This window comes from Chitinophaga varians (assembly GCF_012641275.1).
GTDB classification, from domain to species: Bacteria; Bacteroidota; Bacteroidia; order Chitinophagales; family Chitinophagaceae; genus Chitinophaga; species Chitinophaga varians_A.
In genome coordinates, this window is record NZ_JABAIA010000004.1 from 680,930 (window position 1) to 694,774 (window position 13,845).

Here is a 13,845-nt window from a genome sequence, read left to right on the forward strand (position 1 = left end):
TACTAAAGTAAAACTACTGATTTATATTTGCAAGTGATATTTTTTAAATTCCCGCGAACCACCTGTCCGGCAGCTGGATAATTATTTCCCCTTTTTATAATAGTATACAATATATTGATTATCAGTTTTCTTGCGGCCTGTATTCTAATCTAGCTGCGTTTTGTCCGCACCTCCGCTAACAGAAATATTATATTTAAAACCGTATATGTACCCCTAAGTCCCTAACTCCCTTAACCCTTTTTCATGTCTCAAAATGTTCCAAATTACATTTTATGAAAACAAACAAACTGTTTAACCTTCCATCATGTGCAATGTTCATGGCGGTTGTATTATTTTACAGCATTACAGGCACCGGCTGCCGTAAAAACATGCAGGCGGAAGATGCCGTGCTGAAAGACAAAAGCAAAAATGGCCTGCTGTTGGGCCGGGAATTTAACCTTGTTCCGGATGCCCAGGGCTATTTGGTCATAGATAATTCGAACAACTATTATCAGCCGGGCGATGTGCTGAACCTGGTCGGCAATTTCGCCAGTATTAATTTCACTAATCTCAGTGGTTCATCTGCGGCGCCGATCACTATCAGAAATGGCTCCGCCGGCGCGACCACCATTGGTAACCCTTCCTGGAACGGTGGTTCCTGGGCAGAAGGGATGATATTTCACAACTGTCATTATATCAAATTAGGCGGCCGCAACAGCAAGTCTGATTTTGTGATCAATGGTTCCACACAGCCGTTAAGGGAGGCTTATTTCGACCTGGTGCTGCGGAATCATACGGACAACTTTGAAATAGCAAACCTGACGATCAACAATGGCGGCACTGGCATCTGGGCAAAAACAGACCCGGTATTAACGGACACGGCCAGCTGGTATCCCAATTCTTACATGAACAACCTGCGCATCCATGATATTACTATCAGTGGTACACAGAACGAGTCCATGTACATTGGCCATACCGCTACCTACTGGAACCTTACCACCAATCAGCCTAAGTACGATACGCTGTTTACGCCTGGTCAGTTCTACGTACAGCCGATCAAGTGGTACAACGTTAAAATCTACAACAACTATGTGACCGGCTCCGGCGCCGATGGCATCCAGACATCCGCCATCGATCTGCTGGAAGTGTATAACAATGAAGTCACCAACTGGGCGCTGCAGCACAATTATGCCCACAACGGCGGTATCCTGATCGGTGGCCGCACGACCAATACCAATACGCATGACAACTACGTGCATGACGGTTGGGGCGAGATGTGCCAGTTCTACGGCGCGGGTGGCGGCTACCATATTATCCATAACAACCTGTTCCGGGACAACCAGGCGCAAAACAGCGGCGTCGGCATGAGAGGCGACAACAATGCTATTGTACAAATTACCAATAACACCATTGCCAGGTCCGGAGGTCCCCTGCTGCGTATCAATGGGTATACCGGTCAAACAGGCGCACAGATCGTGAATGGAAACGCCTTTATCCAACCGTTGACAGGTGGTGGCGTCATTTATCCTTCTGCCTATATCTACCTGGAAAATGGCGGTGTTGTTACGGAAGGCACAGGGGCTAATGCCAACACGCGTTTCACAACAGTGGCCGCTGCTAATGTGGATGTCAACAATTATTATCTCCCGAATCCGGGATCTCCGATGGGTGCCTCCGGCTACAGGAAAATACCCTGATCAACTGCTGCGTAATTAATGGGAAAGGGAATAACTAAAAGGGGATGCTGTTAACCGACGTCACACCATGAAACTGCTGTATAAAAAAGAAATAGACAGGTAAATGGGAATAGAATGAAGTAAGACCTATCATCTTGTTAGAAGGTAGACAGATGTGAAAAGCTACCGGCGGTGCCGGTAGCTTTTCACATCTGTCTAAGTTCAAGTAGTCAATTTGCGTTATTTGTCTTAATTGATTCCCATACTACAGGCAAGCAGATATTTTCAATCACTAGTGATTTAAGTGTATTGTTTGATAAAATATAACTAGCATTTTTAAAACCACAGTCATTCGGCAAAGGCGTAGATACGGTTAATATGATCGTATCATTCTTATTTTCCCAAGTGCCTAAAAAATCTAATTCAGTTTCTTTCTTATAACGAGTATCTTTTTTACTGAACTTTAAATTAAAGGTTCCTTGCCCCTTTAAATTCAGATTCCATTGCTTCGTAACGGTATATGAATAAGCACAGACAATGTCTCTATGAGAATATTGCCTATCCTGATAATTTGTATTAAACGGTATTATAAAGTATAAAAAAAGAAGAATATTCATGAATTCCCAGTTTAACATCTCCAAACCTAGTTGTGTCTCCAAGAAAATCAGCTTTTGAGATTGTATTATTATTCATTGCTGAATAGTACCGGGCCACCGCACACTTATCATTTTGTTTACAAAAAAAATCTCTTATTCTTTTGCTGTTTTGATCACATTAACCATCAAAAGACCAGACTTTATTCTAAGGCAGAAACACCAAACATTGTCAACATCTCGTATTCTGGTCGGACTTTCACTTTTAATCTCATCTTGTAATTCCAATATCCCTTTCCTCCCTAAAAACTTCACCTGTGTTAATTGAAGGCTTTTACTCCACAAAATCATGGCTGTATTTACATCATTTTCCTTGACCTGACTAATATAGGTCCCCCCTCTAAACTCCATAATGAATGTGTATATATCCATAGCTCAAATTATTAGTTACTCTGCCAGCATGGTACTGGATTAAAAACTACTTAAACGTATTGAAGATATTGAAGCCTTGCCTAAAGAGGAAAAAGAAAAAATTTATTATTTCATTGTACCTGCATTATCTGATAAAACCTGAACTCCTGTTGTACTATTGGTATATATAGTTTTTACAGGCGTGGCGGAGGGAAGACTGCTTCCTCCAGGCTGCTGGCCGGAGGCCGTCTGACTACCGGATAATATAGCTGTAAACAATAAAAACGCAGAAATTTGGATGATGCTACGTTGAGTTCTTTCTCTCATAGGTATTATTCTTGGGCAACAATCGAAAACAGGATTTGACAACTTAAATATATAGAAATATTACTTAACCAGGATTACTATTCTCCTTTCAGCTCCTGCATCATTTGTATAGTTAAGCTGTAATGCTCTTCTATGGGCACTTTCGCTCTGTGAACGGTATTGATGTCTTTCCCTTCTTTTGTCCAGAGCATGGGGTAGAAGCTAAAGACCTCGTTGCCGTCCAGCGCTGGCACGTCCTGTTGCCAGTCTTTCCAGCGAAGGTCATGATAGAATCCCGCTACATCTCCTTCAAAACAGAATAGCAAAAACTCGGTATAGGTGAGGTCAAGCGGCTCCCACGTCAATGCCGACGGATCGAAGTAGTATGTTTTGCCTAAGTCTTCGCCAAGGCCACCGCCGTTAATCGCGAAAAAACCGCCGGCAGCGTCATCAGCTATCAGTATGAAACCTGCATTGCCTTCGGGAAATGATGTTTTGCCGTTGTTCCATGTATGGAACGTTCTGTTTAATTTAGGATGGCCCGAGCCCAGAATCCTTATCCAGCCGTAATCTACCAGTATGCCACCGCTGTTGAAAATAATGGCGCCCATCGGAGAGCGGGTGGTCACCTGTGCTTCATACAAAGTTTCTCCGGCCTTGCTTGCTGTAACAGGCAGGACTTCCACCTTGTTGGTGGCGCTGTTGATCCAGGAGACGACATGCTCCCAGCCAGGCTCATGGGTGTTGATCAATTCTTCCAGTGGTCTTTTAGTAACGTGGGTAGCAAACAAGCGGGCCACACCAAGCAGTTGTAACCGATAATCATTCATCATGACAATAAATTCTGTTCTGTTGTACGCAAAGTAAATGAATCCGGTTTACAGCCGGGCATTATTTTCTTTCATGCGGAACAATACCACCACGCCTGAGAGGAAGGTGATAATGCCTGCTATATGCACAGCCCACATCAGCCCAAAGAAGTTGGCCACAATACCGGCCATCAGGGCGCCTGCGGCGTAGCCGATATCCCGCCAGAAACGATAAACGCCCAGGGAGGAAGCCCGCCAGGAGGGATGCGCTGCATCGCTCACGGCCGCCAGCAAAGCGGGATATACCATTGCGGTACCAATGCCCAGCAGTACAGAGCCTACCAGCCCGGATGTGAGCGGCGGAAAGAATGCCAGGCCGATGACCACATGTCCTAATGCCTGTACAAACATGCCCCATACGATCAGCGGCTTGCGGCCTATCTTATCGGCCAGCGGACCGGTGATGACTTGTCCGAAGCCCCACACGAACGGATATACGGCTTTTATCCAGCCTACGCCTTCCAGGCCTACGCCGGCTGCGATGAACAACAAAGGGAAAACACCCCATGACATGCCGTCGTTCAGGTTATTGATCAGCCCTGCCTGCGAAACGGCAAAGAGGTTCCTGTTCCGGAAAGATGTTTCCCGGAACACCCATAACAAATCCGGTTTGTGGAACTGTTCACCAGGCAGGTGTTGTTGCGCTACCTGCGCGGATTCCAGGCGGGCATGCTGCCACGTGTCCCTGATCACCAGGATGGATAATATCAGGCCGGCAATGGTGTAAAAAATGCCGATGTAAAAAGGGGCGGGCCTTAATCCGTAGTGTGACGCGAGGTAACCTGTAAGCAGCGCTGTCAGTCCCACTGCGCCATAGCCGGCCGCTTCGTTCAGCCCCATGGCCAGCCCGCGTTTTTTCGGGCCTACAAGGTCTATTTTCATGTTGACCGTCATCGACCAGGCCAGTCCCTGGCTTACGCCCAGCAGCACATTGGCCACGATGATCCAGTTCCACGACGGCCCCCAGGCCAGTAAGAACGGCACCGGCAGCCCCACCAGCCAGCCGGCGATCAGCACACGCTTCCGGGTGTATTTGTCGGCCAGCACGCCGGAAACAAGATTGGTAAATGCTTTCACCACGCCAAAAGCGATGATAAAGGAAAACACCACGATGTCTGACCCTATCTTAAACTCCTCCGTACCTACCAGCGGCACTACCGTCCGCTCCAGGCCCACCATACCACCTACCAGTATGTTGACCAGCACCAGCAGCGTGAACTGCTGCCAGTTTTCCTTTAATCCCAGTTTAATTTCCATAGCAATTTGCCTGACCACAAAGATAAAGAAGTCTGTCCGAAGCCGGTAATAAGCCCGACATTGTCAATAGGGACATGAACTGCAAAAGTGCATATGGAAACAACGTGGTTAGCAGGATGGGAAAATAATTTATCCAATTGGGAAATTTAGGTATCTTGAAAACAGATTGATCGCCCGGAAACCGCAACTGCACCGGACCTTGTGTCGTGCCGCATTTTGTCGTTTTTTTCCAAACAGGCAATATCACCCTTTATATATTTTTGCCAAAAACACGCTATCCATGACAGCAAACAAATTAAAACACGAACAGGTACAGTACATTGAGTTTCTCACGAATGATCTCGAACGCGCCAAAAAATTTTATCAGAATTGTTTTGGCTGGAAGTTTGTCGACTATGGTCCGGGCTATACGGCATTTGGAGGTGACTATGTTGATGGCGGCTTCACCACCGGTACACCGGTAAAAGGCTCGGTACTGGTAGTGCTGTATTCCGAAGACCTGGAGGCGACCAGGGCGAAGGTACAGGCAGCAGGAGGGAAGATCGTAAAAGATATCTTCAGCTTTCCCGGCGGGCAGCGGTTCCAGTTCGAAGATCCTGACGGATATGAGCTGGCGGTCTGGGCCACCGTGTAATACTTGTAAACTAACCGGAAAGGCTGTAGGTCAGTGACTTACAGCCTTTTTTGCTGATGGGTGCCGTTTTTATATCTTCATCCATAGATCGGTACATTTCCCCGTTTCATCGACACTCATGAAAAATAACCCTGCTGCTTCCCTTAATTTGTATATGTTATCCTGGAAAGCCCCTCAAATCTGTATTCATATCGTCTGTTGCTTGTTGTTTATGATATTCCCGTTGTTGTTCATGTCTAACGGGAAGGGGTATACTGAACTGATAGCGCCTGCCATGCACTACAGTTATTGGTTGTTCTGCAGCTGTTACATCTGCCTGTTCTATTTCAATCGCTATTACCTGATGCCCGGATTTTTTATTCCGGGCAGATATGGTGGTTATGCCGCTATGGCCCTGCTGTTATGTGCGGGCATCTTTTTCCTGCAACCGTTCGACCGGCTCCTTCGGCAGAAATGGGCGGTGCCGCCGGAGGGGGCGGCGTGGGTGTATGTGCCGCCGGTCATCGATATCACCAGCCTCTTTATCTTCTTTATGATCATGGCGCTGGGCGCTGCCATCACCACTACGCGCCGCTGGCAATTGACCGAGCAGCGCGCCCTTACCGCCGAGCGGGAGAAGATCAGGGCTGAGCTGTCTTTCCTGAAAGCACAGGTACATCCGCACTTTCTGTATAACACCCTGAATAATATTTATACCCTGGCGCTGACAAAAAATAATTACACTGCGGACAGTATTCTGCGCTTATCGAATATTATGCGTTACATTACGGACGAGGTGATCGCAGACTATGTGCCGCTCCCGCAGGAAGAGGCCTGTATCCGCGATTATATCGCCCTGCAACAGCTCCGTCTGCAGCCGGGAACAGTGGATTACCAGGTTTCCGGAGAGATGGAGCATAAACAGATCAGTCCGCTGATACTGATGACGTTCGTGGAAAATGTGTTTAAGTACGGCATCAGTAAACATCAGCCGGCACCGGTTACTATCCGCCTGAGCATAAAAGACCGTCAGATTGTTTTTTTCTGTTGTAACCGTATCTTCCGGGAACCCGCGCCGGTCAACAGCAGCGGCGTAGGAATTGCCAACACCAGGCAACGGCTGGCATTACTGTATCCACAAAAACACATACTGGATATAACCACAGATAATAACCTATATACCGTCAGACTGACATTACTGACAGATTAACCCAATTTACTTCATTCACCTATATGAAGATAAAAGCCATCGCTATAGATGATGAACCGCTTGCACTGGAGCTGATCAGGAACTACACCGCGCAGTTCCCCGCTTTACAGCTGTTGCAGACTTTCGACGATGCACTGTCGGGCGCTGAATTCCTCCGTTGCCGCCCGGTAGACCTGCTGTTCATCGATATCAATATGCCCGATATCACCGGCATCGATCTGGTGCGTTCCCTGGAGGAAAAACCCATGGTCATTTTCACGACCGCGCATAAACGATTTGCCCATGAAGGGTTTGAACTGGAGGCATTGGACTACCTGCTGAAGCCTATCAGCATGGAACGTTTTTCAAGGACCATGCAGAAAACGATGATGCAGTACCACTACAAACAGGCTGCTGTTGCGCCCCGTGAGCCAGAGTCATTTTTCGTATATGCGGAATATAAACAGGTGAGGATATGGTTGGACGACGTGGAATATATCGAAAGCCTGGAAGATTATATCCGTATCCATCTGTTAAGCGGCCGGCCGGTGCTCACGCTGATGCCTTTGAAGAAAGTGCTGGAGAAGCTGCCGCATGACCGCTTCCGGCGTATCCATCGCAGCTATATTGTAGCGGTGCGCAGTATCTGTGCTATCGCCTACCGTAAAGTGCTGCTGCATTCCGGTGCCACATTGCCCGTCAGCAGCACTTATGCGGACAGTATACGGGAGTGGGGCGGCAAATAATACGTCGGCACATCGCTCGCTTTTACCGATACCTGCTTGATAAAAAAATGAGGTTGACAGATCTTTAGTCAAACAATTTTTATCTTATGGAAAGGAAAAATTTTCTCAGATCACTGGCTGTTACAGCCATCTCTGCCCCTGTATTGCTGGAAGCCTGTAAAAAAGACAACACAGACCCTAAAGCAGCAGCTGCCGCCGGTGCTCAGACAGAAGCCGCCTGCGTGCTCACAGATCCCGACATGGACGGTCCATATCCCCTGTACAACAGCCGTGGCTCCGCTATCAACCGGGTAAACATCACCGATAACAAACCCGGTCTTCCGCTGTACATCGATATCAAAGTGCAAAGTGTCAGCAGGGGATGCGCTCCCGTGACCAATGCAAGGGTGGATATCTGGCAGTGCGACAAGGACGGTTATTATTCCGGTTATGTCAACAACGGCTACCTGGGCGTGCAGAACAATGTCGGCCGTCTTTTCGGCAGAGGGCTGCAATACACCAATGCCAATGGTTTGGTACATTTCCAGTCTATCTATCCCGGATGGTACCCCGGCCGTTGCACCCACCTGCATGCACAGATATTTATCGGCACCAGCTTGTACCTGACTACGCAGATCGCCTTCCCGGACGCGATCAACGCCGCCGTATACAGCACACCGTTATATGCAGTACACGGACAGAACCCCACTACCAACTATCTCGACGGTATTATCTCCGACTCACTGGCAACTGAACTGGCTACCGTAACACCTGCTTCCGGCGGGGGATATAACCTGTATCATACGATCAACATCAGATAATTTTTTCAACCAATTTCTTACCAGTCGATTTAATTTATTTTTATGAAGACGCAGCCAGCGCAGATCACCCTGTCTTTCAGACAGGTCATAGATGCGGCTTCCACCGGGGATTTAGAGAAGAAGATATTCGAAGATTCCTATGTGGAATTCCTGATGCAGTCGCAGGCATATAATCCTGATAAGCAGTTCCGGACATTCACCGAGCTGAAAGCCCATAATCCGAAATCCAATTCGTTGCATTATAAAGTGGGCTTTGCAGTGGGCTTGTATCTACAGGAACTGGGCAACAGGATTCCAGGGGTGACGGATTGCCTCGGCAGCAAAGAACTGCCTTTTGAACTATATCATCTGGAGCTGATCGAGTCTGATATTGAAGACCGCAGCCAGCACCGTGTTGCGGTGAATTACATCACACCGCCGTTTACGCTGCTGCATATCATCGGCGACCGGCTGCTGCTGGTGTCTCCCGAGCAGACCGGCCAACCAGACACTTATGATACGTTTATGGTGGCGTTACAGCCACAGCTGGCCATTACCAGCTACAAACCGCTGTCGCAACCGCAGGATGTGCATCATATAGCACAGGTACTTTAACAAAGCAGATGGGGTAAGTTGTAAGCGGGCCAGCTTACAACTTACTCTCTTTAGCGGTCCTGAACAGGTACCACAGTTTTATCTTTAATGCCAGCCAGCCCAGGATGGCATATATTACCAACAGGATACTTAAATGCCGTATATAGGGGAACGTTAGTTCCACCGAACCTTTCTGTATCAACAGAATTTTAAATGCCTGCAAGAACGGCGTCAGCGGAATGATATTTGCCATAAACTGCACAAATGCCGGCATGGCGCTGAGCGGCCATGTAAAACCGCTGATGATGAATGCCGGCGATGCAATCACCATCAACACCTGTGTGGCCTTTAACGCGTCCGGTATCAGTATGCTGACAAACACGCCCATGAACGATACAGAGCCTACAAAAACTGCCGTCAGCCATATGAAGCTGAGGATGCCCTCCGGCAGCGGCACGTTAAAGAACATATGCATCAGGTAATAAATGGAAACAATAAGAACGGAGAATGTCCAGATGGGAATCACCTTGATGAGCATGATCGGGAAAGCCCAACGCCGCATACCGGCATATTCGGTCACAAAAGAGCCCCGCTGGAACTCCGCCGCAAAACTGATGGCCATGGCCAGCAGTATCACCTGTTGCAATACTACCGCCAGCATGGCGGGCCACATAAAGATGAGGTAGTTGCTGGTGGTATTGAAAAGCGTGATGTAGTTGGTCTTAAACGGCTCATACTGTGTAGCAGCCCTGACAGCGGGCATTCCCATCTTCTGTAATCCTTTGATGGAAACACCGGCGGAGAATGTGCCGATGGTCAGCTGCAGCGCCTTGGACGCGAAGTTGGCGGTCAACACATTGCTGGTGTTCACGTACACGTTTACTTCCGGATATTTTTTCTGCAGGATATCGGCTTCAAAGCGGGCAGGGAGCATTACTACGGCCGCAGCTTCCCTTTTTATCACTTCGTCGTTTATATTGGCCGGCTCCTGCAGGTACTTCAGCGTTTTAATGCTTTTATTGTCGCCCAGCATTTCCACGAGTTGCGCGGACAGCGGAGTATTGTCTTTGTCAATAACGATCACGGGTATATTTTCCACTTTCCCGGCTTTATATACAAAGCCGATCAGGGTGGCGTATAACACCGGCGCCAGGAAAAACACGGAGCGCAGGGTGGAATTGCCGAGGAACAGCTTAAACTCCCGTTTCAACAATCGGAAAAATTCTTTCATGCCTGATTATTTCAGTAAAACACTTGCATTTACCAATATGTCTTTGGTCTTGCTTTCATCTTTGGGCTGTACCTTGATCTCATAGATCGCGTCCTGCGGCTGATAGTCGGGGAATGCGGTGGTAATGTCCGCGTAGCGGGTCAGCTGTTTGATATAAGCGATGGTGCCGTCTATTTCTTCGTTGTTATACAGCACTTTCATTTTTACGTCCTGTCCTTTTTTATAGGCGGCAATTTTACTTTCCGGTATGGTGAAGCGGAACCAGGTGCTGCCGGGGATATAACCGTTGAACAGCGCAAAGCCGGCAGTGGCCAGCTCTCCGGGGTTCAGGCTGATGGTCTCTATGTCCATGTCGTTGGTGGCGATGATGTAACGCTCGGAGTAGGCCACGTTGGCTTCCTGTAAAGCGCCTTTGGCCTGTGATGCCTGACCGGCGGCCATATTCACTTTCTCTGCACGGGTGCCTCTTTTGACGTCGTCCAGTTCGGCGATCACCGCGTCGTACTGGGCTTTGGCGCCCTGGTATTTGGCATATACCTCGTCGTAGGACTGCGGAGACATGAGGCTGTCGTTGAACATGTTGGTGGCCCTTTCATATGATTTCCGGGCGAATTCATATTGTTCCTTTAATCCTTTGTATTTCGCCTGGAGCTGTTTGAGCTGATCGGCCGTAGCACCGTTGCGCGCCATCTGCTCCTGTGCGGTGGCGGCATTCACGGCTCCCTGTGCCTGCGCTATTTTGGCGGAAACTTCCGGTACGTCCAGCAGGGCAAGGGTATCTCCCTTTTTCACGCTTTGTCCTTCTTTAACATAGATGTTCAGGATTCTGCCGGTAACCTTCGGCGCAAAAGACACCACATCTTTTTTGGCTTTGCCCTCGAAACGGTCGCTGTTGGCCTTTTTGGAAGAACAGCTCGCCAGTGCCAGTGAACAGATCAATAATATGGGTGTAGTTCTTTTCATCTTATAGTAATTAGTTTGAGTAATGTTGATGGCTTAGTACAATTTGGAGATGTCCAGTTCCTGGGTAGACCGCATCACTTCCACAGCGGCGCGGCGCTGGTTGAAAATGGCGTTCTGATAATCCAGTTCTGCGGCTTCGAGGTCGTTTTCCGCTTCTATCAGCTGGGTCGATTTGGACATGCCGTATCTGAATTCTTTCTCCGCCTGTACCAGGGCATTGGTGGCCATCTCTTTCTCTTTTTTCTTCAGGGCTATCTGCGAATTGGCGATGTTGTAATTGGACTGGTTGTTGGCCTGGTTTAAGGTCAGCTTGCGCATGGCGTCATACTTCTGGTTTTGCAGCAGCTCTCTGTCGATGCGGGCTGTTTCGATCGCATGTTTGCCTTCCCTGCCGTCGAAGATCTCCCATTTAAAGCCTACGCCGGCTGTCAGCATCGGGAAGATATTGAGGTTGGTGGGCCGCCAGTCCAGCTTGCGGCCGGGATAACCGATAGCCGGAATAGGAGGGATGATATTGTCGGACGACTTGATCCTGGCGCCATACAGTCCTATGTAATAGGAAGATGCCATCAGCTGTACTTTCGGTATCCACCAGGTTTGTTCTGCCTTTATTTTAAAGCCGGACGCATTAATGCCATGGTCCAGTGCGCGTATCTCGGCACGTTGATCGATTGTTTTCTGTGGTGCGGGTAGGGCCACAGGCACTAGTACCGGTTCTATCAGCCGCAGTCTTTCTTTGTCAATGCCGGTCAGCACTTCGAGTTGTGTGAGCAGCAGTTCTTTTTTCCCTTCATATTCTGCCATTTTGGAATCGAGGGTGGCTTGCGCCAGCTCTATCTTCTTATGGTCATAAGGGGTGATCAGTCCATATCCCAGCGCTTTGTCGGCTGTTTTGCGGTTGGCGTCCAGTCTTCGTTTAGCCTCGTCCAATACTTTTTTGGACTGGTGCACCAGTGCCAGCTGGTCATAGGCCCGGGAGATGACTGCCGCCACTTCATCGGATGTTTTTTCCAGCAGGATGTTTTCGGACTGCCGCTTTTCCTCCAGTGCTTTGTTGAGCTGCCGCACCTTACCGCCGGAATACAACAGCATTTTGGCGTCCGCTTTGGCCAGCCCTGAAAAACCCGATACATTGATGTTGTTATTGTACTTGCCTTCGGGGATGTTGAGAAACGGTTGCAGGTTCAGCTCCGGGGAAATAACATGTGCGGTGGCATTGAGATAACTGGCCATACCGCTAACTTCCAGGGTGGGGAGGTAAACATCTTTCAGCTTATGCTGGTCCAGTACAGTAAGTTTGTTTTTAGTCTGTTGGGCTTTAAGGTCTGCATCCCGCACCATGGCACTGTCAAGCAGCTCTTTGAAACCGGGGGCCGTTTGTGCTTTGGCGTAGTGGTAAAATAACAGTGAAAGTAGTAGGAATGACAGCTTGCTTTTCATTGATATACACGTTTTTAATCTACAGATGGTTGCAACATAGCTTATTACTTTGAATTAACACATAAAATAAACCAATGTTTAATTTTTTCTTTTATATATATAAAATACAGGTTATGTTGATCAATCCCCCTTCGGGGGAGGCCTGCGCTGGAGGAGATGCACTGATATGGGTTTTTTATTAATTAGTTAAAAAACGAAGGTCCCGGATAAAAATAATACGTTTGGCTACAACAAAAGTAGATTTGGCTTCGTAGGGACGGTACCGGTATGGGAACTTTGTAACAGCAAAAAAACATATCACATGAACATTATCGTAACAGGTTCCCTGGGAAATATCAGCAAGCCATTGACACAACAGTTGACAGCAAAAGGCCATACCGTAACGGTTATCAGCAGCAGCGCCGACAAACAGGCGGCCATCGAAGCGCTTGGCGCCAGGGCTGCCATAGGCTCTCTCGCCGACGCGGCATTTCTGGAAAAGACCTTTGCCGGTGCTGACGCGGTGTACTGCATGACACCGCCCAACTACACCACGCAGGAAACGCCGGTGGAGTATTACAGCCGGATCGCGCAAAATTATGCACAGGCCTTGGCCAAAGCCGGCGTAAAGCGGGCCGTGTACCTGAGCAGCTTTGGCGCGCACCTGGACCGTGGCACGGGTGTTATCCTGGGTTCCCATCATTCAGAAAAAATCCTGAACGCCGTACCGGGACTGACGGTGACGCATATACGCCCCACCAGCTTCTATTATAATCTGTATAACTTTGCCGGCATGATCCGGGAGTTGGGCTTTATCGCCGCCAACTACGGGGGAGATGATAAAGTGCTCTGGGTATCTCCGTCAGACATTGCAGAAGTGGTGGCGGAGGAGATTGTCCGTACAGACAACGCGCCAAAAGTACGTTACCTCACCAGTGATGAGCGCACCTGCAACGAGGTGGCGGCCATATTGGGAAAAGCCATCGGTAAGCCTGACCTGGCATGGCAGGTGGTGCCGGGCACGGCGGTACGTGAACAGCTGGACGCGCACGGCGTGCCCGCCGCTACAGCCGCCGCACTCGTAGAGCTGTACGACAGCATCCACTCCGGCATACTGGCAGAAGACTTCTACAACGATCCGTCAGCGACCATCGGGAAAGTGAAAGTAGAGGATTTTGCGACGGAGTTTGCTGCGGTATTCGCAAAAAGTAACTAATTTA

General features: G+C 48.6%; 14 protein-coding genes. 7 read left to right on the forward strand and 7 right to left on the reverse strand.

Features of this window, described 5'->3' with window-relative positions; translation table 11 throughout:
* The first annotated feature begins 272 nt into the window (after window positions 1–272).
* The gene (locus HGH92_RS32145) at window positions 273–1,676 is read left to right on the forward strand and encodes a right-handed parallel beta-helix repeat-containing protein (RefSeq protein WP_168874944.1); all 1,404 of its coding nucleotides are present in this window, start codon (window positions 273–275) and stop codon (window positions 1,674–1,676) included.
* 209 nt (window positions 1,677–1,885) lie between these two features.
* On the opposite strand, the gene HGH92_RS32150 is transcribed toward HGH92_RS32145, so the two are convergent.
* From HGH92_RS32150 to HGH92_RS32165, 4 genes are all read right to left on the reverse strand, one after another.
* Entirely contained in the window at window positions 1,886–2,272 is a 387-nt protein-coding gene (locus HGH92_RS32150; protein WP_168874945.1) for a hypothetical protein, read from the reverse strand.
* Window positions 2,273–2,404: 132 nt separating this feature from the next.
* Window positions 2,405–2,680 carry a hypothetical protein gene (locus HGH92_RS32155; protein ID WP_168874446.1) on the reverse strand — a complete coding sequence of 92 codons (276 nt, stop codon included), beginning with the start codon at window positions 2,678–2,680 and terminating at the stop codon, window positions 2,405–2,407.
* A 383-nt stretch (window positions 2,681–3,063) separates the two neighbouring features.
* On the reverse strand, window positions 3,064–3,798 hold the full coding sequence (locus HGH92_RS32160; protein ID WP_211092807.1) for a DUF2625 domain-containing protein: 735 nt from the start codon (window positions 3,796–3,798) through the stop codon (window positions 3,064–3,066).
* Between the two features lie 45 nt (window positions 3,799–3,843).
* On the reverse strand, window positions 3,844–5,091 hold the full coding sequence (locus HGH92_RS32165; RefSeq protein ID WP_168874946.1) for an MFS transporter: 1,248 nt from the start codon (window positions 5,089–5,091) through the stop codon (window positions 3,844–3,846).
* A gap of 280 nt (window positions 5,092–5,371) precedes the next feature.
* Between HGH92_RS32165 and HGH92_RS32170 the strand changes: the two genes are divergently transcribed.
* From HGH92_RS32170 to HGH92_RS32190, 5 genes are all read left to right on the forward strand, one after another.
* Entirely contained in the window at window positions 5,372–5,725 is a 354-nt protein-coding gene (locus tag HGH92_RS32170) for a VOC family protein (protein WP_168874947.1), read from the forward strand.
* Window positions 5,726–5,957: 232 nt separating this feature from the next.
* Complete coding sequence (locus HGH92_RS32175; protein ID WP_168874948.1) at window positions 5,958–6,914, forward strand: sensor histidine kinase; 957 nt, start codon at window positions 5,958–5,960, stop codon at window positions 6,912–6,914.
* 23 nt (window positions 6,915–6,937) lie between these two features.
* Window positions 6,938–7,639 carry a LytR/AlgR family response regulator transcription factor gene (locus HGH92_RS32180; RefSeq protein ID WP_168874949.1) on the forward strand — a complete coding sequence of 234 codons (702 nt, stop codon included), beginning with the start codon at window positions 6,938–6,940 and terminating at the stop codon, window positions 7,637–7,639.
* 86 nt (window positions 7,640–7,725) lie between these two features.
* Window positions 7,726–8,439, forward strand: a complete 714-nt coding sequence (locus tag HGH92_RS32185) for an intradiol ring-cleavage dioxygenase (RefSeq protein WP_168874950.1) — start codon at window positions 7,726–7,728, stop codon at window positions 8,437–8,439.
* A gap of 42 nt (window positions 8,440–8,481) precedes the next feature.
* On the forward strand, window positions 8,482–9,033 hold the full coding sequence (locus tag HGH92_RS32190; protein WP_168874951.1) for a hypothetical protein: 552 nt from the start codon (window positions 8,482–8,484) through the stop codon (window positions 9,031–9,033).
* 34 nt (window positions 9,034–9,067) lie between these two features.
* Here HGH92_RS32190 and HGH92_RS32195 read toward each other — a convergent pair whose 3' ends face one another.
* From HGH92_RS32195 to HGH92_RS32205, 3 genes are read right to left on the reverse strand one after another with little or no spacing between them, the layout of a single operon-like run.
* Window positions 9,068–10,243 carry an ABC transporter permease gene (locus tag HGH92_RS32195; RefSeq protein WP_168874952.1) on the reverse strand — a complete coding sequence of 392 codons (1,176 nt, stop codon included), beginning with the start codon at window positions 10,241–10,243 and terminating at the stop codon, window positions 9,068–9,070.
* Window positions 10,244–10,249: 6 nt separating this feature from the next.
* Window positions 10,250–11,206, reverse strand: coding sequence for an HlyD family secretion protein (locus HGH92_RS32200; protein WP_168874953.1), 957 nt, complete (start codon window positions 11,204–11,206; stop codon window positions 10,250–10,252).
* 33 nt (window positions 11,207–11,239) lie between these two features.
* Window positions 11,240–12,646: a TolC family protein gene (locus HGH92_RS32205; RefSeq protein ID WP_168874954.1), complete on the reverse strand. Its 1,407-nt coding sequence runs from the start codon at window positions 12,644–12,646 to the stop codon at window positions 11,240–11,242.
* A 301-nt stretch (window positions 12,647–12,947) separates the two neighbouring features.
* On the opposite strand from HGH92_RS32205, the gene HGH92_RS32210 reads away from it, so the two are divergent.
* Window positions 12,948–13,841 (forward strand): NAD(P)H-binding protein, encoded by an 894-nt coding sequence (locus HGH92_RS32210; RefSeq protein ID WP_168874955.1) that lies wholly within the window; start codon window positions 12,948–12,950, stop codon window positions 13,839–13,841.
* Window positions 13,842–13,845 lie beyond the last annotated feature (4 nt).

Coding starts and splice junctions, on each gene's coding strand:
- HGH92_RS32190 (WP_168874951.1), top strand. CDS start 8,482: ATGAAGACGCAGCCAGCGCAGATCACCCTGTCTTTCAGACAGGTCATA.
- HGH92_RS32195 (WP_168874952.1), bottom strand. CDS start 10,243: ATGAAAGAATTTTTCCGATTGTTGAAACGGGAGTTTAAGCTGTTCCTC.
- HGH92_RS32210 (WP_168874955.1), top strand. CDS start 12,948: ATGAACATTATCGTAACAGGTTCCCTGGGAAATATCAGCAAGCCATTG.
- HGH92_RS32165 (WP_168874946.1), bottom strand. CDS start 5,091: ATGGAAATTAAACTGGGATTAAAGGAAAACTGGCAGCAGTTCACGCTG.
- HGH92_RS32170 (WP_168874947.1), top strand. CDS start 5,372: ATGACAGCAAACAAATTAAAACACGAACAGGTACAGTACATTGAGTTT.
- HGH92_RS32155 (WP_168874446.1), bottom strand. CDS start 2,680: ATGGATATATACACATTCATTATGGAGTTTAGAGGGGGGACCTATATT.
- HGH92_RS32200 (WP_168874953.1), bottom strand. CDS start 11,206: ATGAAAAGAACTACACCCATATTATTGATCTGTTCACTGGCACTGGCG.
- HGH92_RS32185 (WP_168874950.1), top strand. CDS start 7,726: ATGGAAAGGAAAAATTTTCTCAGATCACTGGCTGTTACAGCCATCTCT.
- HGH92_RS32180 (WP_168874949.1), top strand. CDS start 6,938: ATGAAGATAAAAGCCATCGCTATAGATGATGAACCGCTTGCACTGGAG.
- HGH92_RS32150 (WP_168874945.1), bottom strand. CDS start 2,272: ATGAATATTCTTCTTTTTTTATACTTTATAATACCGTTTAATACAAAT.
- HGH92_RS32175 (WP_168874948.1), top strand. CDS start 5,958: ATGTCTAACGGGAAGGGGTATACTGAACTGATAGCGCCTGCCATGCAC.
- HGH92_RS32160 (WP_211092807.1), bottom strand. CDS start 3,798: ATGATGAATGATTATCGGTTACAACTGCTTGGTGTGGCCCGCTTGTTT.
- HGH92_RS32145 (WP_168874944.1), top strand. CDS start 273: ATGAAAACAAACAAACTGTTTAACCTTCCATCATGTGCAATGTTCATG.
- HGH92_RS32205 (WP_168874954.1), bottom strand. CDS start 12,646: ATGAAAAGCAAGCTGTCATTCCTACTACTTTCACTGTTATTTTACCAC.